The organism is Conexibacter woesei DSM 14684, assembly GCF_000025265.1.
Classification (GTDB): domain Bacteria; phylum Actinomycetota; class Thermoleophilia; order Solirubrobacterales; family Solirubrobacteraceae; genus Conexibacter; species Conexibacter woesei.
The window spans coordinates 3,976,930-3,996,114 of the sequence record NC_013739.1; the positions used below are offsets into that span (position 1 = coordinate 3,976,930).

At 72.5% G+C, this 19,185-nt stretch carries 19 protein-coding genes; 3 read left to right on the forward strand and 16 right to left on the reverse strand.

Going from position 1 to position 19,185, the window contains the following annotated elements:
- Nucleotides 1-8: 8 nt before the first annotated feature.
- Both CWOE_RS18740 and CWOE_RS18745 read right to left on the reverse strand, forming a co-directional pair.
- Nucleotides 9-662, reverse strand: coding sequence for a haloacid dehalogenase-like hydrolase (locus CWOE_RS18740; protein WP_012935211.1), 654 nt, complete (start codon nt 660-662; stop codon nt 9-11).
- Nucleotides 659-1,360, reverse strand: a complete 702-nt coding sequence (locus CWOE_RS18745; protein WP_012935212.1) for a pseudouridine synthase — start codon at nt 1,358-1,360, stop codon at nt 659-661. The genes CWOE_RS18740 and CWOE_RS18745 overlap by 4 nt, the downstream gene beginning before the upstream one ends.
- 25 nt (nt 1,361-1,385) lie before the next feature.
- Here CWOE_RS18745 and rlmN point away from each other — a divergent pair, with 25 nt between their 5' ends.
- A complete protein-coding gene (gene rlmN / locus CWOE_RS18750; protein WP_012935213.1) occupies nt 1,386-2,375 on the forward strand; it encodes a 23S rRNA (adenine(2503)-C(2))-methyltransferase RlmN in 990 nt (329 codons plus the stop codon).
- Between the two features lie 26 nt (nt 2,376-2,401).
- Here the strand turns inward: rlmN and scpB are convergent, their stop codons facing one another.
- The gene (gene scpB / locus CWOE_RS18755; protein ID WP_012935214.1) at nt 2,402-3,115 is read right to left on the reverse strand and encodes an SMC-Scp complex subunit ScpB; all 714 of its coding nucleotides are present in this window, start codon (nt 3,113-3,115) and stop codon (nt 2,402-2,404) included.
- On the reverse strand, nt 3,112-3,882 hold the full coding sequence (locus CWOE_RS18760) for a segregation and condensation protein A (RefSeq protein WP_012935215.1): 771 nt from the start codon (nt 3,880-3,882) through the stop codon (nt 3,112-3,114). Before CWOE_RS18760 ends, scpB begins: the two co-directional genes overlap by 4 nt.
- A gap of 97 nt (nt 3,883-3,979) precedes the next feature.
- Between CWOE_RS18760 and CWOE_RS18765 the strand changes: the two genes are divergently transcribed.
- Entirely contained in the window at nt 3,980-4,417 is a 438-nt protein-coding gene (locus CWOE_RS18765; protein ID WP_012935216.1) for a nitroreductase/quinone reductase family protein, read from the forward strand.
- A gap of 32 nt (nt 4,418-4,449) precedes the next feature.
- On the opposite strand, the gene trpS is transcribed toward CWOE_RS18765, so the two are convergent.
- Genes trpS through CWOE_RS18780 form a run of 3 tightly spaced genes read right to left on the reverse strand, consistent with a single transcriptional unit; the run spans nt 4,450 to nt 8,379 of the window.
- Entirely contained in the window at nt 4,450-5,466 is a 1,017-nt protein-coding gene (gene trpS, locus CWOE_RS18770; RefSeq protein ID WP_012935217.1) for a tryptophan--tRNA ligase, read from the reverse strand.
- 11 nt (nt 5,467-5,477) lie between these two features.
- Entirely contained in the window at nt 5,478-6,188 is a 711-nt protein-coding gene (locus tag CWOE_RS31045) for a TetR/AcrR family transcriptional regulator (protein ID WP_012935218.1), read from the reverse strand.
- Nucleotides 6,189-6,237: 49 nt separating this feature from the next.
- On the reverse strand, nt 6,238-8,379 hold the full coding sequence (locus CWOE_RS18780; RefSeq protein ID WP_148261076.1) for a hypothetical protein: 2,142 nt from the start codon (nt 8,377-8,379) through the stop codon (nt 6,238-6,240).
- A gap of 137 nt (nt 8,380-8,516) precedes the next feature.
- Between CWOE_RS18780 and CWOE_RS18785 the strand changes: the two genes are divergently transcribed.
- Nucleotides 8,517-9,962, forward strand: a complete 1,446-nt coding sequence (locus tag CWOE_RS18785) for a cytochrome P450 (protein WP_012935220.1) — start codon at nt 8,517-8,519, stop codon at nt 9,960-9,962.
- A gap of 104 nt (nt 9,963-10,066) precedes the next feature.
- On the opposite strand, the gene gcvPB is transcribed toward CWOE_RS18785, so the two are convergent.
- The 9 genes from gcvPB to CWOE_RS18830 form a co-directional block, all read right to left on the reverse strand.
- Nucleotides 10,067-11,605 carry an aminomethyl-transferring glycine dehydrogenase subunit GcvPB gene (gene gcvPB, locus CWOE_RS18790; protein WP_012935221.1) on the reverse strand — a complete coding sequence of 513 codons (1,539 nt, stop codon included), beginning with the start codon at nt 11,603-11,605 and terminating at the stop codon, nt 10,067-10,069.
- Nucleotides 11,602-12,993: an aminomethyl-transferring glycine dehydrogenase subunit GcvPA gene (gene gcvPA, locus CWOE_RS18795; RefSeq protein ID WP_012935222.1), complete on the reverse strand. Its 1,392-nt coding sequence runs from the start codon at nt 12,991-12,993 to the stop codon at nt 11,602-11,604. Before gcvPA ends, gcvPB begins: the two co-directional genes overlap by 4 nt.
- Nucleotides 12,994-13,017: 24 nt before the next feature.
- The gene (gene gcvH, locus CWOE_RS18800; protein WP_012935223.1) at nt 13,018-13,404 is read right to left on the reverse strand and encodes a glycine cleavage system protein GcvH; all 387 of its coding nucleotides are present in this window, start codon (nt 13,402-13,404) and stop codon (nt 13,018-13,020) included.
- A complete protein-coding gene (gene gcvT / locus CWOE_RS18805; RefSeq protein ID WP_012935224.1) occupies nt 13,404-14,495 on the reverse strand; it encodes a glycine cleavage system aminomethyltransferase GcvT in 1,092 nt (363 codons plus the stop codon). The genes gcvH and gcvT overlap by 1 nt, the downstream gene beginning before the upstream one ends.
- Nucleotides 14,496-14,559: 64 nt before the next feature.
- The gene (gene ftsZ / locus CWOE_RS18810) at nt 14,560-15,651 is read right to left on the reverse strand and encodes a cell division protein FtsZ (protein ID WP_012935225.1); all 1,092 of its coding nucleotides are present in this window, start codon (nt 15,649-15,651) and stop codon (nt 14,560-14,562) included.
- A gap of 204 nt (nt 15,652-15,855) precedes the next feature.
- On the reverse strand, nt 15,856-16,797 hold the full coding sequence (locus CWOE_RS18815; RefSeq protein ID WP_012935226.1) for a cell division protein FtsQ/DivIB: 942 nt from the start codon (nt 16,795-16,797) through the stop codon (nt 15,856-15,858).
- A 67-nt stretch (nt 16,798-16,864) separates the two neighbouring features.
- Nucleotides 16,865-18,298: a UDP-N-acetylmuramate--L-alanine ligase gene (murC, locus tag CWOE_RS18820; RefSeq protein WP_012935227.1), complete on the reverse strand. Its 1,434-nt coding sequence runs from the start codon at nt 18,296-18,298 to the stop codon at nt 16,865-16,867.
- A gap of 100 nt (nt 18,299-18,398) precedes the next feature.
- A complete protein-coding gene (locus CWOE_RS31050) occupies nt 18,399-18,845 on the reverse strand; it encodes a PIN domain-containing protein (RefSeq protein WP_012935228.1) in 447 nt (148 codons plus the stop codon).
- Entirely contained in the window at nt 18,842-19,150 is a 309-nt protein-coding gene (locus tag CWOE_RS18830) for a hypothetical protein (protein ID WP_012935229.1), read from the reverse strand. The genes CWOE_RS31050 and CWOE_RS18830 overlap by 4 nt, the downstream gene beginning before the upstream one ends.
- Nucleotides 19,151-19,185: the final 35 nt, after the last annotated feature.

The following is a 19,185-nucleotide window of genomic DNA, read 5'->3' on the forward strand; positions in this document are numbered from 1 at the left end:
CGATTCTGTCAGGCCGACCAGCGCACCGTCCGCACCTCCGCCGGCAGCTCCCGGCGGGCGCGCGCGACGAACGCGTCGGAGGGGTTGACGAGGACGGCGACGCGCGCGTCGCGCAGCATCGGCAGGTCGACGGCGTGGTCGCTGTAGGCGGTCTCCCACGGCGGGACGATCCCGCGCGCCTGCAGCTGGCGCGGCTTCTCGTCGCCGAGGTTGTGGAGCGCGACCTCCCAGCGGCGGCCGCTGCGGCGCAGCCGCGAGCCGACCAGCTCGACCTCGCCGAGGCCGAGTCCGTCCAGCAGCGCCCGCGCGACCGACTCCTCGCACGCGGTCACGACGACGACGCGGGCGCCGTCGGCGCGGTGGCGGTGGATCGCGGCGACGCAGTCGGCGTGGACGGCGCGCGGGGTGACCGCCAGCCGGGCGCCGAACGCCCGCGCCAGCTCGCGGTAGCGCGCGACCGACAGACCGACGAGCGACAGCCGCACGAGCACGGCGCCCGCCTGCCGGCGCGTCGTCGGCAGCAGCATCAGCGGCACAAGCGGGAGCGCGAGCAGCAGCCGCAGCGGGCCGCGGACGATCCGACGCGTCACGAACGCGGCGTAGGTGTCGCGGCGCGTGAGCACGCCGTCGAGGTCGAACAGGACGACCGGCGCGGCGCTCACGCGTTCGCCGCCTCCGCCAGCTCGCGCACCTCTCTCGCGGTCAGCCGGCGCGAGCGGCCGGTGCCGAGGTCGCCGAGCGAGAGCGGCCCGAACTGCGTCCGCACGAGCGACTTGACCGGGTGGCCGACCTCTTCGCACATCCGCCGCACCTGGCGCTTGCGACCCTCGTGGATCGTCAGCTCCAGCACGTGCGCCGAGAGCCGTCGGACGCGCGCGGGCGCGGTCATCCCGTCCTCCAGCCGGACGCCCTCGCGCAACTGGCGCAGCGTGCGGTCGCCGATCTGCGGGCCGCCGACGGTCGCGCGGTAGGTCTTCGGCACCTCGAAACGCGGGTGCGTCAGGCGGTTCGCCAGCTCGCCGTCGTTGGTCAGCAGGATCAGGCCGGTCGAGTCGGCGTCGAGCCGGCCGACCGGGTAGAGCCGCCGCCCCTGCGGGACCAGCTCGGTGACGGTGCGGCGGCCGTGCGTGTCGGCCGCCGTCGAGACGACGCCGGCCGGCTTGTGCAGCGCGTAGACGACGCGCGGCTCCTCGCCGCGGACCGGCTCGCCGTCGTACGTCACGCCGCTGGAGGCGTCGACGTCGCGGGCCGGGTCGAGCACGATCTCGCCGCCGACGGCGATCCGCCCTTCGGCGATCAGCTGCTCGGAGGCGCGTCGCGAGGCGACGCCGGCGTGGGCGAGGAACTTGGCGAGGCGCATGAGCCTGCCACCATAGAGGGCGCTCATGGATCTCGACCTGCTCGACAGAACCCTCGCCGACGAGGACCAGCCCCGCTTCCGCGCCAAGCAGGTGTGGGAGTGGACAGCCAGAGGCGCCGCCGGCTACGAGGAGATGACGAACCTCCCGGCCGCGCTGCGCGCGACGCTCGCCGAGCGCGTGCCGTTCTCCTCGCTGACGCTCCAGCACGAGGCGCACGCCAGCGACGGCACCGTCAAGGCGCTCTTCTCGACGCACGACGGCCGCGCCGTCGAGGCCGTCCTCATGCGCTACAAGGACGGACGCCGCTCGCTCTGCCTCTCGTCGCAGTCGGGCTGCCCGCTGACGTGCACGTTCTGCGCGACCGGCACGATGAAGTTCGGCCGCAACCTGACCGCGTCGGAGATCCTCGACCAGGCGCTCCACTTCCGCCGCATCGAGGAGGTCGACCACTGCGTCTTCATGGGCATGGGCGAGCCGATGATGAACCTCGACCACGTGCTGGCGGCGTGCAGAGCACTCCCGAGCATCGGCATCACGCACCGCCGCACGGCGATCTCGACGGTCGGCTGGATCCCGGGAATCGAGCGGCTGACCGACAGCGAGATGCCGATCCGCCTCGCGCTCTCGCTGCACGCGCCAGACGAGGCGCTGCGCTCGCAGATCATGCCCGTCAACGACCGCTATCCGCTCAGAGACGTGCTGAGAGCGTGCCGCGACTTCTACGAGAAGAAGCGGCGGATGGTCTTCATCGAGTACGTGATGCTCGGCGGCGTCAACGACGGCTACGCGCAGGCGCTCCAGCTCGCGAGACTGCTCGAACCGTGGATGTTCAAGGTCAACCTGATCCCGTACAACCCGACCGACTCGATCTACGACGGCTCCAGCCGCGAGGCGATCGAGACGTTCCGCGCCGTGCTCGAAGAGCACGGCATCTCTGCGACGGTCCGACTCACGCGCGGTCGCGACATCGACGCCGCCTGCGGCCAGCTGGCCGTCAAGGCCGGCGCGGCGTGACCGCGCGGCCGGCCGACGCCGCGTAGCTACGCTGCCGGGTTCGGCGTGATCGGGATGACGGGCGCGGCCGGCGCCTCGTCGTCGTCGCCCCCGTCGGCCGGCTCCACCGCGGACGGCCCCTCGCGACCCTCGGCGGGCTGGGCGGCGGTCGGGACGCCGAGACGCGCCTCGCCCGCGCGCAGCAGGCGATCGCGGATGTTCGCCGCGACCTCGGGCGAGGGATCCCACGCGGTCACGTCCGGCAGCTCGTCGAGCGCTCTGAGCCCGAACAGGCGCAGGAACAGCTCGGTCGTGCGATAGAGCACGGCGCCGAACTGCGAGCGGCCGGCCTCCTCGATCACGCCGCGCTCGATCAGCGTCGCGGCGGCCGACTCGGCGTTCACGCCGCGGATGCGGGCGATCTCGGGGCGCGAGACCGGCTGCAGGTACGCGACCACCGCCAGCGTCTCCGCCTGCGCGGGCGTCAGCGGCGGCGTGCGCGGCTTGCCGAACAGGCGGCGCGCCGCGTCCTCGGCGTGCGGGCTCGACGCGAGCACCCAGCCGCCGGCCAGCTCGCGCAGGACGATCCCGCGCCGCTCGGCCTCGTAGTGGGCGCCGAGCGCGGCGAGCGCTGCCTCGACCTCGTCGAGGTCGTGCTCCGCCGCCTCCGCCAGCGCCGCGGCCTCGACCGGGTCGCTGGAGAGGAACAGCAGCGCCTCGACGAGGCGCTCCAGCTCGGCGGTGTCGGAATCGAGTCTCACGCGCCGATCGCCTCGGCCGTCGTGACGACGTCCGGCCACGGCGACTCGCTGCGCGCTTCGACGGTGATGTCGGCGAACGGCTCGTCCTGCTCCCACGTCGCCTCGCCGCGCTTGTACAGCTCCAGCAGCGCCCAGATCGTCACGGCGACGGTGACGCGGTCCGCTCTCGCGACCGCCTCGTCGAACGAGAAGCGGCCGCGGCCGAGCAGGCTGCGCAGGTGTCTGAGCCGCTCGACGACGGTGACTCTCTGGATCGTCACGTGGCTGAGCGAGATCTCGGCCGGCATCCGCAGCATGCCGCCGATCGCCTTCCCGAGCAGTTCGGGGTCATAGACCGGCCGCGAGTCGTCGAGCGTGCCGCGGCGCAGCTCTCTGGGCAGCGGAGCGTGGCGGAAGCGGTAGCCGGACTGCTCGTCGAGCCGGCGCGTGAGGAACTCGGCGGCGCCGCGGTAGCGGTGCGCCTCCAGCAGCCGCGCGAGCAGTTCCTCGGCCGCCTCGCCGGGCTGGAGGTCGACCAGCTCGTCCTCCTCGCCGGGCAGCATCAAGCGCGACTTCAGCTCCAGCAGCGCGGCGATCAGGACGAGGAACTCGGTCGCCAGCTCGAGGTCCAGCTCGCCGCGCGCCTCGAGGAAGTCGATGTAGGTGAGGACGACGTCGGCGAGGTCGACTTCGAGCAGGTCGACCTCCTCGCGCAGGACGAGCGTCAGCAGCAGGTCGAAGGGACCGGCGAAGACGTCCAGGTCGAGGTCGAGATCCGCGGCGCGCATCGGTCGAACACGCTAGCGGCCGCACCCGACGACCCTTCGCGTGCACACGCCTCCTTCCGGAGAGTTCCTGCACGGACCTGCTTTCCCTGTCAGGGTTATGACCGTGAAGCGCGCCATCGTGTCGACGTTCCAGAACCGCATCGCGAACCCGCTGATCAAGCGCCTGCTGGCGCGCGGATGGGTCCCGCCGGGCTACGCGCTGCTGGAGACGACCGGCCGCAGAAGCGGGCTCCCGCGCCAGACGCCGGTCGGCGACGGGCTCGTCGGCGAGCAGTTCTGGATCGTCGCCGAGCATGGCGCGCACGCCGCGTACGTGCGCAACATCGCCGCCGACCCGCGCGTGCGCGTACGGGTTCGCGAGGGCCGCAGACAGCTCTGGCGCAGCGGGACCGCGCACGTCCTGCCCGACGACGACGCGCGCGAGCGCCAGCGCTGGCTGGCGGGCACCGGCCCCGGCCGTGCCGCGAACGCCCGCGCGGTGCGCGCGTTCGGGACCGATCTGACGACGGTGCGGATCGACCTCGACCCGCGCTGAGCGGGCGGGATGCGGGTGGTGCGGCGCGGCGCTCAGGCGGCCGGGTTCGGCCCGACGCCCATCAGCTGCCGCACGTCGGCGACGGTGTCGGCCGCGATCGTGCGCGCCTTCTCGGCGCCCGCGGCGAGGATCGCCTCCAGCGCCGCCTCGTCGGGACGCAGCTCCGCATAGCGCTCCTGCACCGGCGTCAGCCGCTCGATCACGGCCTCGGCGACGGCGACCTTGAAGTCGCCATAGCGGGCGTCGGCGAAGTCGGCCTCGACGGCCGCGAAGCTCGTGTCGCGGACGGCGGCGAGGATCTCGATCAGGTTCGCGACGCCGGGCTTCTCCGCGCGGTCGTGGCGGATCTCGCTGCCGGAATCGGTCACGGCGCGCTTGAACTTCTTCTCGATCGTCTTCGGCTCGTCGAGCACGAGCACCGTGCCCTGCTCCGTCCCGCCGGTCGTCGACATCTTCTTCGTCGGCTCCTGCAGGTCCATGATGCGCGCGCCGACCTCGCGGTAGACGCCCTCCGGCACGACCAGCGGCGCCGCGGCGCCCGCGGCTTCCGCCGCGAAGCGCGCGTTGAAGCGCTCGGCGATGTCGCGCATCAGCTCGATGTGCTGGCGCTGGTCGTCGCCGACCGGGACCTGCTGCGCGCGGTAGGCGAGCACGTCGGCGGCCATCAGCGTCGGATACGTGAAGAGCGAGGCGGAGACGAGGTCGCGCTGCGCGCCGGCCTTGTCCTTGAACTGGTGCATGCGGTTGAGGTCGCCGAACGCCGTGACGCTCGACAGCAGCCACGTCAGCTCGGTGTGCTCGGGCACGTCGCCCTGACGGAAGAAGATGCAGCGCTCCGCGTCGAGCCCGGCCGCCAGCAGGATCGCCGCGGTGTCGTACAGCCGCTCGCGCAGCACGGCCGGCTCGTAGGGGACCGTCGTCGCGTGGAGGTCGACGATGCAGTAGATCGCCTCGCCGCGGTCCTGGAGGGCGACGTACTGCTCGATCGCCCCGATGAAGTTGCCGAGGTGCTTGCGACCGGTCGGCTGGATGCCCGAGAAGATGCGCACGGCGGGGAAAGCTACCGTCTCGGCGGCGGCGAAGCGGAGCCGCCGGGCTCGGCCTCCCCCGCCGCCCGCACCGCGTCGAACAACGGACCGTCGAAGACCGCCGTGACGGCCTCCGGCACGTCGATGCTCGGGTCCAGCCGGGCGGCCGCGAGCATCGCCGCCAGCAGCGCGTCGGCGAGCACCGCGACGAGCTGCTCGCGCGGCACCTCGCGCCGCCGCAGCCAGTCGAGCGCGGCCGTCTCGACCGCGCCGATCCATGCGCGCGCGGTCGCGAGCGCCAGCGGCGAGCCGCCGCCGGCGCCCGGCATGCCGGCGAGCACGCGCTCGGCGAACGCCTCACGGTCGCGCTCGACGATCGCCATCACGTCCTCGTCGGCCGCGGCGGCGCCGCGCACGACGGCGTGCGCGTCGGCCTGCTCGTCGATCGAGGCGAAGAAGCGCTCCAGCCCGGTCCGCAGCTGCTCGGTCGGCGGCAGCGTCGGCTCCGGGTCGGCCTCCTCGCGCAGTCGCGCGACGGCCCGCTCGACGGAGGCGACGTAGAACTCGCGCTTGCCCTTGAAGTAGTGGTAGAGCAGGCCGCGCGAGACGCCGCAGGCGGTCGCGATCTCGTCGATCGAGACCTCCTCCCAGCGGCGCCGCGCGAACAGCTCGACGCCCGCGTCGAGCAGCTGGTCGCGACGGACGTCGATCGTCATGCGGGTGCGGGGGCTCGGACTCGCCACAGGCCGAGTCTACGAGGGCGGCGAGCGCGAGCCTCCCGGACCGGGCGCGCTACGGCGCCCGATACCAGCCCTCGGTGTCGGCGACCGGCCGCTGCACGAGGTGGAGCAGCGGGTGCGCGAACGGGATCGGGCCGGTCCACTGCTTCCCGCGGTCGCGCACCGGCGCCCCGGCCGCCGGCGCGTTGCACGGCTCGCCGACATAGCCGCGCTCGCCCCACCGCAGGCCCGATCTGACGCAGTAGTCGAGCGTCGCGCCGTCCGAGAGGCGGACGAACGCGCAGAAGGTCCCGAAGACGTTCGCCCAGCGGCGGTCGAACAGCCCCTCGACGTACTCCCAGCCGAGGAACCACGAGCGGTCTCTGCAGCCGGCCGTCGCGAGCGCGGCGGGCGTGCCGCCGTTGCCGTTCCAGCTGTTGGGCAGCGTCAGCGCTCTGAGCCGGATCGCTCGCCCGCTGTCCGGCGCTGGCGGCGTGAACGCGCCGCTGACGACCGCGAGGTCGTCGAACCCGAGCACGTCGGTCAGCGCGCCGGAGAGCGTCGCCGCTCTCGACTGGCCGCGGACGCGCTGCGTGACGCCGGTCAGCTGCTCCTCGCTCGGCAGCCCCCAGCCGCCGGAGCCGATCGCCGAGCCGGCCGCCGCGTTCCACTGCGCGGCGCACGCCGCCTGGTTGGGAACCGCTTCGTCGTTGCCGTAGCGCCACAGCCAGCGGTGGCCGGTCGCGGCGCCGCCGCACGCCTTCGCCGGATTGTCGAGCAGCGTCCAGATGCGCTTGCCCCTGAGGTCGATCGTCGTGTTGGCGGGCAGCCTTCTCGGCAGCAGCGCCTCCTGTCTGAGCCCCTGTGCGCCGGCGGTCGCGAACAGCGCCTTCACTCTGCTCTGCGGCTGGCGCGTCGCGCGCGCCCGCTCGGCCGCGTAGCTGGCGAGCAGCAGCGACTTCCACTTGAACTGGTCGACGAGCAGCTGCGCCTCTCTGCGGTAGGCCGGCGTCAGGAAGCCGCCCTGCTCGCGCGTGCCGACGGTCGCCAGCTCGAGGTAGGTGCGGACGATGCCGCCCGTGCCGCCGTCGCCGACGACGTCGGTGTCCCACGTGTTGAAGCCGGGGTTGTTGAGGACTCTCTTGTCGATCTTGTCGAGCACGGTGCAGGTCGCGCGCGCCGGCTCGAGCGATCTTCTGCCGTCCCACGCGTCCTCGAGCGCGCCGAACTCGTTGACGCACCAGCGCGCCGCGTTGGCGCCCTCCGGGACGTAGGTGTCGCAGTCGGCGCCCGTCCCCTTCTTGCACGCGATCGCGTTGTCGACGATCCAGTCGAGGTCCTGCTTGACGTCGTCGCTGTCGGTCCCGACCCAGCGCAGCGCGGTCGCGGAGACCGCGCTGTTGTAGTTCGCCTTCGCGAGCTGGCGCTCGAGTCCGTCGACCGCTCTGCGCAGCTCGACCAGCTCGGCAGAGATCCGCTCCAGCTGCTGCTTGATCTCGCGCAGCGCGGCGGCGGTCGGGTCCTTCTTGAAGCCGAGGATCGAGAGGAACTCGCCGAGCCCCCACTCCGCCGCGTTGCCCGCGATCGATCTCGCGATCTCGATCGGGTCGATCGCGAGGCTCGCCTGCGCGCGTGCCTTCGTAGGAGCCCCGCGGAACGAGACGCGTCGCTTGCCGACGAGGCGACCGATCCGCGCGACGTAGCGGTCGAGCCCACCACGCTGGTGCGCCGCGCGCACGAAGCGGCCGCCGTCGAAGGCGCTGCTGTCGTGGCGGACGTCGCCGTAGAGGTCGTGCCAGCGCGGCAGGCCGAACAGCGTGCGGATCTCGCGCTCGGCGCGCGCGATCGAGAAGTGCACGCCGACGCGTGCGGCGATCACGGTGCTCAGCGGCGTGACGTGGAGCTTCTCGCGCGCCTCGCCGCGGCGCACGACGACGCCCATCACGCCGCGCATCCGCCAGTCACCGACACGGCCGCCGCGGACCGAGACGACGTAGCGCCGCGGGAGGCGTCTGACCGCGACGTCGAACGTGCCCGTGCCAGAGGTGCGATCGGCGCTGCCGCGCAGGACGCTTCTGCCGTCCATCGACCACACCTCGACGAGCCCACCGCGGATGCGCTGGTCGGGGCCGAGCAGTGCCCATCCGGCGACGTGCCTGACCTTCGTCCCGGCGCTCGCGTGCGCGGCGGGCAGGACCAGGAGCAGGAGGAGCACGAGCGGCGCGATGCGACGCCCGCGCGCGCGGCCGGAGGGTCTGAACGCTGACATGCCCAATCAGATCGGACGGGGCGACCGGGAGTTGAGCGCGTTCGCGCTCGACAGCACTATTGGACTTTGGTTCAATAAGCCTCATGCTCGCCTCCGCCTCCGCAACGACGCACGCCGACGACGCGCACGCGCTGATCGGCGAGGCGCCGCCCTCTCCCGCCGGTCCGCTCGCCGCCGACGACCTGCGCCCGATCGCGCTGCCGCCCGCGATCCCACTCCCGCGCGCGCTGCAGACGCTCCGCTTCAGCGTCCGCCAGATCGAGTTCGTCTTCCGCTATCGCCGCCTGCTCGGCGAGACGTTCCGCTTCCGCGGCGTCGTCGACGACGAGTTCGTCGTCCTCACCAGCCACCCGGACCACGTCAAGTCGCTGTTCACGGCCAAGCCCGACGACGCCCCGTCGCTGACCGGCGAGTCGCCGCTGCGACCGATCGTCGGCCCCAACTCGGTCCTGACCGCGATCGGGCCGCGGCACATGCGCCAACGCAAGCTGCTGCTGCCGCCGTTCCACGGCGAGGCGGTCCAGCGCTACGCCGAGATGATCGCCGCGGTCGCCGACAGAGAGATCGACTCGTGGCCGGTCGGCAAGCCGATCCGGCTGGCGCCGTCGACCCAGGCGATCACGCTCGACGTGATCATGGCGGGGATCTTCGGCGTCGAGGGGCTGCCGGAGAAGGGCACGCCCGAGCGCGGCCTGCGCGACGCGATCCGCTGGGCGGTCGGGCTCTCCGTACGGCCCGAGGCGCAGCTGTTCGAGCTGCTGAACATCCGCCGTGAGGAGCCGGCCGGGCCGCTGAAGAGACTGCTCGACCACGTCGACCGCTTCGTCTACGCGCTGATCGACCAGCGCCGCGAGGCCGGCGACGCCGCGCAGCGCGCCGACATCCTCTCGCTGCTGCTGGAGGCGACCGACGAGGACGGCACGCCGCTGACGGACAGAGAGCTGCGCGACGAGCTGCTGACGCTCGTGCTCGCCGGCCACGAGACGACGGCCAACTCGCTCGCGTGGGCGTTCGAGCGGCTCGTCCGCACGCCCGCCGCGTACGACCGCCTGCGCGACATATCCCGTTCGGGCGACGCGGCGTTCGCCGACGAGGACGGCTGGATCGAGGCGACGATCCACGAGACGATGCGCTCGCGCCCGGTGATCCCGATGATCGGCCGGCGCGTGACGCGCCCGTGGGAGCTGGGCGAGTACCGCGTCCCGGCGGGCACGTCGGTCGCGATGAGCATCCTGCTGCTCCACCACCGCGAGGACGTCTACCCCGACCCGTTCGCGTTCCGCCCCGAGCGCTTCCTCGGCGTCAGACCCGGGACCTACACGTGGATCCCGTTCGGCGGCGGCATCCGCCGTTGCCTCGGCGCCGCGCTCGCGATGGCCGAGCAGCGCGTCGTCCTGCGCGCGATCGCCCGCCGCACGGATCTCGTCGCGGTCGACGCGGCGCCCGAGCACGCGCGCCACCGCAACGTGACGATGATCCCGCAGGAGGGCGCGCGGGTGATCGTGCAGGCGAAGCGACCTTCAGGCTGAGGGAAAGATCGTCGTGGCTGGCGCGGACGCAGTGAGGAGCCTGTCCCGCCCACCCGCCAGCCCGTGAGCGAGCGAGGACAAAGCCAGGCGCGGCGAGGTGTTCCTCAGAGCGGCTGGCGGATGACCGGGTTCTTTGCCGCGCCGGCCTCGTCGAGGCGGCGGACCGGCGTCGTGTACGGGGCGTTGCGGGCGATCTCAGGGTCCGCCTTCGCCTCGCGCAGGATCTCGGCGATGACGGCGGCGAAGTGGTCGAGCGTCTCCTTCGTCTCCGTCTCGGTCGGCTCCAGCAGCAGCGCCTCGTCGACGAGCAGCGGGAAGTAGACCGTCGGCGGGTGGACGCCGTGGTCGAGCAGCCGCTTGGCGAGGTCGAGCGTTCTGAGCCCGAGGTCGCGCTTCATCGGCGCGCCGGAGAGGACGAACTCGTGCATGCAGATGCGGTCGAACGCGGCCGGCAGGTATTCGGCGACGCCCTCGCGTCTGAGCAGCGCGAGCAGGTAGTTGGCGTTCAGGACCGCGACCTCGGACGCCTCCCGCAGCCCCTCGGAGCCGAGCGAGCGGATGTAGGCGTACGAGCGCACGAAGACGCCGTAGTTGCCCTGGAAGCCGCGCAGCTTCCCGATCGACTTCGAGCGGTCCTCGTCGAGGTCGAACGCACCGTCCTCGCGCTTGACGACCTGCGGCTTGGGCAGGTACGGCTCGATCCGCTCGGAGACCGCGATCGGCCCCGCGCCCGGACCGCCGCCGCCATGCGGCTGCGTGAACGACTTGTGCAGGTTGAAATGGACGATGTCGAAGCCCATGTCGCCCGGCCGCGTGATCCCCATGATCGCGTTCAGGTTCGCGCCGTCGTAGTACAGCGTCGCCCCCACCCCGTGGACGATCGAGGCGATCTCCTCGATGTTCGCGTCGAACACGCCGAGCGTGTTCGGGTTCGTCAGCATCAGGCAGGCGACCTGCTCGTCCGCCTTCGAACGCAGATCGTCGACGTCGACGCCGCCGTCCGGGTTGGTGCCGACCTTGACGACGTCGTAGCCCGCCATCGTCACCGTCGCCGGGTTCGTGCCGTGCGCGGTGTCGGGTGTCAGCACCTTCGTCCGCCGCGGTCCGCCGCGGTCCTCGTGGTAGGCGCGCGTCAGCAGCAGCCCGGCCAGCTCGCCGTGCGACCCGGCGCTCGGCTGCAGCGAGACGTGCGGCAGGCCGGCGATCTCGCCGAGCGACTGCTGCAGGTTCCACATCAGCTCCAGCGCGCCCTGCGCCCGCTGCGGGTCCTGAAGCGGATGCAGCCGCGCGTTGCCGGGCAGCCCCGCGACGCGTTCGTGCAGCTTGGGGTTGTGCTTCATCGTGCACGAGCCGAGCGGGTAGAAGCCGGTGTCGAGGTCGAAGTTGCGCTTCGACAGGCGGTTGTAGTGGCGGACGATCTCGGGCTCGCTCACCTCCGGCAGCGCAGCCGGCGTCGTCCGCCGCAGGTGCGCGGGGATCAGCTCGTCGAGCGGGCGCTCCGGCACGTCGAGCGGCGGCGCGGCGAACGCGCGGCGGCCCGTGACGGAGCGCTCGTAGATCGTCGTCACCGCATCGCGCTGGAACGGGATCCCGTCCTGCGGTCTGGAGGCGATCTGGTCGAAGCGGTGCTCGGTCGCGCTCATGACGACGCTCCCGCGCCCGCCGGGACGGCGGCGGTTCGCTCCGCCGCGACCGCACGGCCGAGCGCCTCGGCGAGCCGGTCGATGTCCGCGCGCGAGCGCTGCTCGGTGATCGCGACGAGCAGACCGTCGTCGAACTCCGGGTAGTCGCGCCCGAGGCGGTAGCCGGCGTTGATGCCCTCGCCGGCGAGCCGCTCGACCACGCGCGCGACGTCGGCGTCGAGCCGCACCGCGAACTCGCGCACGACCGGCGCCTCGTGCAGCAGCGTGACGCCGTCGAGCGCGGCGAGGCGGTCGCGCGCGTACGCGGTCCGCCGCGCCAGCAGCTCGCCCAGCTCGACGAGCCCGTCGCGCCCGAGCCAGCTGAGGTAGATCACGCCCGCGAGCGCGTTGAGCGCCTGCGCGGTGCAGATGTTCGACGTCGCCTTCTCGCGGCGGATGTGCTGCTCGCGCGTCTGCAGCGTCAGCACGAAGCCGCGACGGCCGTCGACGTCGGTCGTCTCGCCGGCGATCCGCCCCGGCATGCGGCGGATGTGCTCCTGGGAGGCGGCGAAGAAGCCGAACGACGGGCCGCCGAAGTCGAGCCGGTTGCCGAGCGTCTGCCCCTCACCGACGGCGATGTCGACGCCCTGCTCGCCGGGCGGCTGGAGGATCCCGAGCGGGACCGGGTCGCAGGCGCAGATGACGAGCGCGCCGTGCTCCTTCGCGGCGGCGGTCAGCTTCGCGACGTCCTCGACCGAGCCGAGGAAGTTCGGCTGCTGCAGGACGACGGCGCTGACGTCGTCGCCGAGCGCGGCGACGAGCGCGTCGAGGTCGGTGACGCCGTCCTTGAGCGGGACCTCCTCGACCGTCTGCCCGTAGCCGTGCGCGAGCGTCGTGAGCGTCGCGCGGCTGTGCGGATGGACGCCGCGCGAGGCGAGCACGCGCGGACGGCCGTTCGCGAGCTTCGCCAGGTAGCCGGCCGCTCCGACCGCGCTCGGCCCCTCATAGACCGACGCGTTGGAGACCGGCAGCCCGGTCAGCTCGCTGATCGCGGTCTGGTACTCGAACATCACCTGCAGACCGCCCTGCGAGATCTCCGGCTGATACGGCGTGTACGGCGTCAGGAACTCCGACCGCAGGATGATCGAGTCGATCAGCGCCGGCACGTAGGAGTCGTACATGCCGGCGCCGAGGAACGAGACCTCGTCCTCGGCAGACACGTTTCTCGCCGCCAGATCGCGCAGGTGCGCGTACACCTCCTGCTCCGCCATGCCCGCCGGCAGCGCCAGCGGACGGTCGAGACGGAGCGCGGCGGGGATGTCGGCGAACAACGCGTCGATCGAGTCGACGCCGATCGCGTCGAGCATCGCGCGCCGGTCGGCGTCGGTGGCGGAGGTGTACGTGCTCATGCGGTTCGGATCAGCCCTTCAGCGTCAGTCGAGCTGCGAGGTGTAGGCGGCGGCGTCCAGCAGCTGGTCCTTCTGCGCCGGGTCGCTCAGCTTCACCTTCACCATCCAGCCCGCTCCATAGGGGTCGTCGTTGATCTGCTCGGGCGCGTCGGTGAGCGCCGCGTTGACCTCGACGATCTCGCCCGACATCGGGGCGATCACGTCGGAGACGGCCTTGACCGACTCCACCTCAGCGTAGCCCTCGCCGATCGTGACCTCTCTGCCGACCTCGGGCGGGTCGAAGAAGACGACGTCGCCGAGCGAGTCCTGGGCGAACCAGGTGACGCCGAACGTCGCGACGTCGCCGTTCAGCCGGACCCAGTCGTGCTCCGGGTGGTACAGCAGGTCTTCTGGGTAGCTCGCGTCGGCCACTAGACGCCCTTTCTGAAGAGAGGCTTTTCCTTGACGACGGCCGCGCGAACCTTGCCGCGCACGTCGATCTCGATCTCGGTTCCGGGCACCGCCCGCTCCACCGGCAGGTACGCCATCCCGATGCCGACCTCCAGCGAGGGCGAGAGCGTCCCGCTCGTGACCTCGCCGCCGCCGACGACGGAGTTGCCCTGCCGGGGGATGCCCGGCCCGGTGAAGACGAACGGCGCGAGCAGCTCGCTCGGCCCGGCGGCGCGCGCGGCCGCGACGGCCTCTGAGCCGATGAAGCCGGTCTGCTCCTTGCAGCACCAGCCGAGGCCGGCCTCGATCGGGCCGCGCGACTCCATCAGGTCGTTGCCGTAGAGGTGGAAGCAGACCTCCAGGCGCAGCGTGTCGCGCGCGGCGAGCCCGACCGGCGCAGCGCCCGCGGCCAGCAGCGCGTCCCAGACGGCGGGCGCAGCGGCCGGCGCCAGCAGCAGCTCGACACCGTCCTCGCCCGTGTACCCCGTACCGCAGACCAGCGCAGACGCACCGGCGACCGACAGCTCCGCGGTCTTGAAGCGGCCGGGCAGCGCGTCGGCGCCGCCTTCCGTCAGCCCCGCGACGAGCGCGCGCGCCTCCGGCCCCTGCACCGCGAGCATCGCGTAGTCGGCCGCACGGTCGACCACCTCGACGTCGTCGGAGGCCACGACCTGGCGCATGAACCACGCGAGGTCCTTCGCGTGGTTGGCCGCGTTGGTGACCGTCAGGTAGCGGTCCTCGGCGAGGCGGTAGGTGAAGAGGTCGTCCAGCACGCCGCCGTCCTCGCGGCACAGCACGCTGTACTGCGCGCCGCCGACGGCGATCTTCGCGACGTCGTTGGACAGCAGCCGCTGAAGGAATGCCAGCGCACCCGGACCGCGCGTCTCGATCTCCCCCATGTGCGACACGTCGAAGACGCCGACGCGCTCGCGCACGCGCAGGTGCTCGGCTCTGATGCCGTCGGGATATTGCACCGGCATCTCCCAGCCGGCGAACGGGACGAGCTTCGCCCCCGCGGCCTGGTGGCGGTCGAACAGCGAGGTGCGGCGGAGGGCGGTCTCAGGGGTGCTCATCGGGCGCCGGAGGCTAGCAATCGGAGCGGCCGCCAAGCGAGCCGCTCCGCGCCCGATTTCCGTGCTAGCGAAGGAACGACGGGATGTCGATGTCGTCGTCGCTGATCTCCAGCGACGAACGCTGGCGATCGTCGAGCGTGACGTCGCGGTCGCGGCGCGACCTTCTCGTCACCTCTCGCGCCTCGCTCGCCCGCCCCGCGCTGGCGGGACCGCCGTGCTCGAAGCCGGTCGCGATCACCGTCACGCGGACGTCGTCGCCCATCGTGTCGTCGATCACGGCGCCGAAGATGATGTTCGAGTCCGTGTCGGCCGCCGCCGAGACGATCTCGGCCGCCTCGTTGACCTCGAACAGGCCGAGGTCGTGGCCGCCGGTGATGTTCAGCAGGATGCCGGTGGCACCCTCGACGGACGCCTCCAGCAGCGGCGAGGAGACGGCCGCCTTGGCGGCGTCGACCGCGCGCGTCTCGCCCGAGCCGGTGCCGATGCCCATCAGCGCCGTGCCGGCGTTGTGCATGATCGTGCGCACGTCGGCGAAGTCGAGGTTGATCAGGCCCGGGATCGTGATGAGGTCGGTGATGCCCTGGACGCCCTGGCGCAGGACGTTGTCCGCCTCCCTGAACGCCTCGATGATCGTCGTGCGCCGCTCGACGACGCCGAGCAGCTTCTCGTTCGGGATCACGATCAGCGTGTCGACCTGCTCGCGCAGGCGCTGGATGCCCTCGTCAGCCTGACGGTTGCGGTTGGCGCCCTCGAAGCTGAACGGGCGCGTGACGACGCCGACGGTGAGCGCACCGATCTCGTTCTTCGCGATCTCGGCGATCACGGGCGCGGCGCCAGTGCCGGTGCCGCCGCCCTCGCCTGCGGTGACGAAGACCATGTCGGCGCCCTTCAGCGCCTCCTTGATGTCGTCACGCGACTCGGCGGCGGCGCCGTGGCCGACCTCGGGGTTCGCTCCGGCTCCCAGACCTCTCGTCAGGTCGTGGCCGATGTTGAGCTTGATGTCGGCGTCGCACATCTGCAGCGCCTGGGCGTCGGTGTTCGCAGCGATGAACTCGACGCCGCGCAGGCCAGCGTCGACCATGCGGTTGACCGCGTTCGTTCCGCCGCCGCCGACACCGACGACCTTGATGACTGCGAGATAGCTGCCGCTTTCCATGAGGGTTACCGTCCGAGGCTGGAGTTAGCGTTGAGAGTTTGCCCCACGCCAGTGACTGGATTGTCGCACGTTACGGGCATTTTCGGCTGTGTGTCAACGAGGTGTGTGCGACGCATGATGCGTTGCAGAATGCCGAACTCTCTAGCACGCCTGGAGCGTTGACAACACCCAGGAGTGAGGCTCGACCTCAGGTCGACGGTTAGGTCAGGGCACGGGCTCCGCCGTGGAATCGGGTGATTGCGTCGTGCCGGGATCGATCGCCGCGCCGGTCGCGGGATCGACCTCGACCCCCGGCGGCGGCTCCGCGGCATCGGACTCGCCGGTCGCCGGAGCGCCTTCCGGCAGCCCTCCGACGGCGGGGCGAGACGGTGCGGTGACGTCGACGTAGCTTGCGCCGGCCGCTTCCGGGTCGGCGATCACCGCCGTCGTCGCCGCCCACTTCGCGCGCAGCCGCTGCCCGTCGCCGAACCACAGCGCGGGTCCGTCGGCGAGCTGCAGCTCGAGCCCGTGGGCTCTCGTCGTTCTGGCCGACTCGACGCGCGAGCGCAGCGCCGCGGGCGCCTCGCCGAGCGCGGCGAGCGCGGTCAGCGCCTCGCCCTCCTTCACGCGCGAGCCGGTCGGCGACCCGTGCAGCGGGACCGACGGCAGGCTCGCGGCGGCGGTCACGTCGCGCAGCAGCGTGCCGTCCGCGGTGACCGGCGTCGCTCTGCCGCCCAGCTCGACGGCGCCGACGGCGACGTTGGAGACGACGTGGATGCGCATCCCGCGCGGGAAGTCGGTCGAGACCTCGATGTCCTTGACGATCGAGAACGGCTCCACGGCCGTGCGGAGGGCGTCCTCGCGCACGTGCAGCGTCGTCATGCTGCCGGCCGCGTCCTCCAGCGCCGCGCGGATCTCGCTCGCCTGGCCGCCGGAGAGACCGCTGACCTCGACGTTGCGGACCGTCACGAGCGACGAGTCGCGCAGCCACAGACCGCCGGCGACCAGCAGCACCAGCGCGACCGCGGCCAGCACGAGCGTGCGACCGCGCGGCCGCCCGAGACGCCGGACGCTCCGGGCGCGTCCCGCCGAGGCGCCGACGCGCCGCGCGAGGCGGCCGAGCCGCAGCTGCGGGCGGGTGGCGGAAGGCGTGCCGAGTTCACTCATGCCACGACGAGGTTCGACCCCGACCGGAAGTCCCCTCCGCGACCTGCGAGGTTCTGACAGCCGCGCGCTACGCCAGCAGGCGGGCGCCGAGCGCGTTCACGTCGCCGGCGCCCATCGCCAGGCAGAGGTCGCCGGCGCGCAGCTCGCTGCGCAGGTAGCGCTCGGCGGCGTCGAAGCCGGGCAGCCACGCGACGCCTGCGCGCGGGCCGCCGTCGGCGGCGTCGGCGGTCGCGGCGGCGACGAGGCGGCCGTCGACGCCGGGGAACTGCTCGGCGCGTTCGCGCGCGGGATAGACGTCGAGCACGACGACGAGGTCGGCGGCGGCGAGCGCCGCGCCGAACTCGCGGGCCAGCGCGCGCGTGCGCGAGAAGAGGTGCGGCTGGAAGACGACGACGACGCGGCCGGGCGCGAGCGTGCGGGCGGCCGCGACCGTCGCGGCGACCTCGGTCGGGTGGTGGGCGTAGTCGTCGTAGACGGTCGCGCCGGAGGCGGTCGTCCCGAGCAGCTCGAAGCGCCGTCCGGCGCCGCGGAAGTCTGCGAGCGCGGCGGCCGCGCGCGCGGGGTCGGCTCCGGCCAGGCGGCACGCCTCCAGCGCCGCGGCGGCGTTGAGCGCGTTGTGCGCGCCGGGCACGCTCAGGCGCACCGCGATCCCGCGCCAGTCGAAGCGGATCCCCGTCGCGTCGAGCAGCGGCTCGGGCACGTCGTAGGGCGCCAGCTCGACGCCGCCGTCGCCGCCGTCAGCCGCCCCGCCCACGCCAGCCACGCCGCCCACGCCAGCCACGCCGCTCGCGCCGACCGCCGCGCCGCTCGGCGCGAGCGCGACCAGCTCCGGCCGGTCCCACACGACGATCCCCTCGCTCGCCTTCGCCAGGAACGCGCGGAAGGTCTCGTCGACGTCGAGGCGCGAGCCGTACGTCGCGTGGTGGTCGAGCTCGGCGTTCGTCAGGACCGCGACGTCGGGGTGCAGTCTCAGCAGCGAGCGGTCGGACTCGTCGGCCTCGACGACGACCCACTCCCCCGTCCCCCAGCCGGCGTTGGAGCCGGTCGAGCGGACCTCGCCGCCGACGAGGTAGCCGGGGTCCATCCCCGCCCCGCGCAGCGCGTGCACGACCATGCTCGACGTCGTCGTCTTGCCGTGCGTGCCCGTCACCGCGATGCAGCGCCGGCCCGGCAGGTCGGTGATCTCGCCGAGCAGGTCGGCCCGATGCAGCTCCGCCAGCCCGCGCTCCCGCGCGACCGCGCGCTCGGGGTTCTCCGGCGGGACCGCGGTCGAGTAGACGACCTCGACGCCGTCGCCCGCCGGCACGTTCGCCGCGTCGTGGCCGACCGCGACCGTCGCGCCGTCCTCCCGCAGCCGCGCGAACAGCGCGGAGTCGGCGCGGTCGGAGCCGCTGACGGCCGCGCCGAGCGCGCCCGCGACCTGCGCCAGGCCGCTCATGCCGGCGCCGCCGATGCCGATGAAGTGGAGCCGCCGGCCGGCCCAGGGTCGTTCGTCCGTCACGGCGGCAGACCCTAGCGTCCAAGCCAAAGCTGTGAACTTCCCGCACGACAACTGTTTCCAGAGAGCACTCCAGCCTCTGTCGATGCAGGCGGCCGCTCGCCTATGACAGCGACCCAGCCGGTGCGAGCCAGATGCTCCGAAAGTGCAGCACCTCCGCGAGCCGATCGAAGTGACGGTCGTAGTGCAGGACATCCGCACCGACGTCCTGTGCCGCTGCCGCGATCAGGACGTCGGGCAACGACACGCGGTGGTAGCCGCCACCGCGTCTCGCCAGCTCACGCACCGCGCCGATGGCGGCGTTCTGCACCGACCGCGTGATCGGGATCGACCGGAACGCGCGCTCCTCCACTTCGATCGCTTCGACGGCGTTCGCATCCCGGGCGGTGTGGAACAGCTCGAGCTTCACGACAGGACAGGTCGTGATCTGCCGCGCGCTCACCGCCCGCTGCCACTGCGCCACGACGATCCCGCTCCGTGCTCGCAACCGTGCCGACGTGTCGGCGATGACAAACGAGGAGTCGAACAAGGAGGTCGAAGACGCCGTCATGGCATCTCGTCGCGCGTCGCCAACTCGACGTCGACGTGATCGACCCAGGAACCGGCGCCGTCGTCGATGAGACGCGCAAGGCCCCGCTGGTTCAGCGGGTCGTCAGCGTCCCGCAGAAACAGGGGCTCGTCGATCGACTCAGCTCGAAGCTCAGCCTGAACGTCCCGCCGTCGACGCAGCGCCTCCCGGATCTCGCCCTCGCTCTCCGGATCGACGCCGAGCCGCTGCGCGCGGCGAGCGTACGCGGCCGCAAGCTCAGGCAGAAGCTCGATCTCGTGCTCGTATGCGGAGTGGCTGATCGCCATAGCCGACAAGGTACGAAGCCTGCCGCAGAGCGTCT

What these genes read in the sequence shown, in the direction of transcription:
- CWOE_RS18745 (WP_012935212.1), bottom strand. Translation starts at nt 1,360, where the DNA reads ATGCGCCTCGCCAAGTTCCTCGCCCACGCCGGCGTCGCCTCGCGACGC.
- rlmN (WP_012935213.1), top strand. Translation starts at nt 1,386, where the DNA reads ATGGATCTCGACCTGCTCGACAGAACCCTCGCCGACGAGGACCAGCCC.
- CWOE_RS18760 (WP_012935215.1), bottom strand. Translation starts at nt 3,882, where the DNA reads ATGCGCGCCGCGGATCTCGACCTCGACCTGGACGTCTTCGCCGGTCCC.
- CWOE_RS18765 (WP_012935216.1), top strand. Translation starts at nt 3,980, where the DNA reads ATGACCGTGAAGCGCGCCATCGTGTCGACGTTCCAGAACCGCATCGCG.
- CWOE_RS18785 (WP_012935220.1), top strand. Translation starts at nt 8,517, where the DNA reads ATGCTCGCCTCCGCCTCCGCAACGACGCACGCCGACGACGCGCACGCG.
- gcvPB (WP_012935221.1), bottom strand. Translation starts at nt 11,605, where the DNA reads ATGAGCGCGACCGAGCACCGCTTCGACCAGATCGCCTCCAGACCGCAG.
- gcvPA (WP_012935222.1), bottom strand. Translation starts at nt 12,993, where the DNA reads ATGAGCACGTACACCTCCGCCACCGACGCCGACCGGCGCGCGATGCTC.
- gcvT (WP_012935224.1), bottom strand. Translation starts at nt 14,495, where the DNA reads ATGAGCACCCCTGAGACCGCCCTCCGCCGCACCTCGCTGTTCGACCGC.
- ftsZ (WP_012935225.1), bottom strand. Translation starts at nt 15,651, where the DNA reads ATGGAAAGCGGCAGCTATCTCGCAGTCATCAAGGTCGTCGGTGTCGGC.
- CWOE_RS18815 (WP_012935226.1), bottom strand. Translation starts at nt 16,797, where the DNA reads ATGAGTGAACTCGGCACGCCTTCCGCCACCCGCCCGCAGCTGCGGCTC.
- CWOE_RS31050 (WP_012935228.1), bottom strand. Translation starts at nt 18,845, where the DNA reads ATGACGGCGTCTTCGACCTCCTTGTTCGACTCCTCGTTTGTCATCGCC.
- CWOE_RS18830 (WP_012935229.1), bottom strand. Translation starts at nt 19,150, where the DNA reads ATGGCGATCAGCCACTCCGCATACGAGCACGAGATCGAGCTTCTGCCT.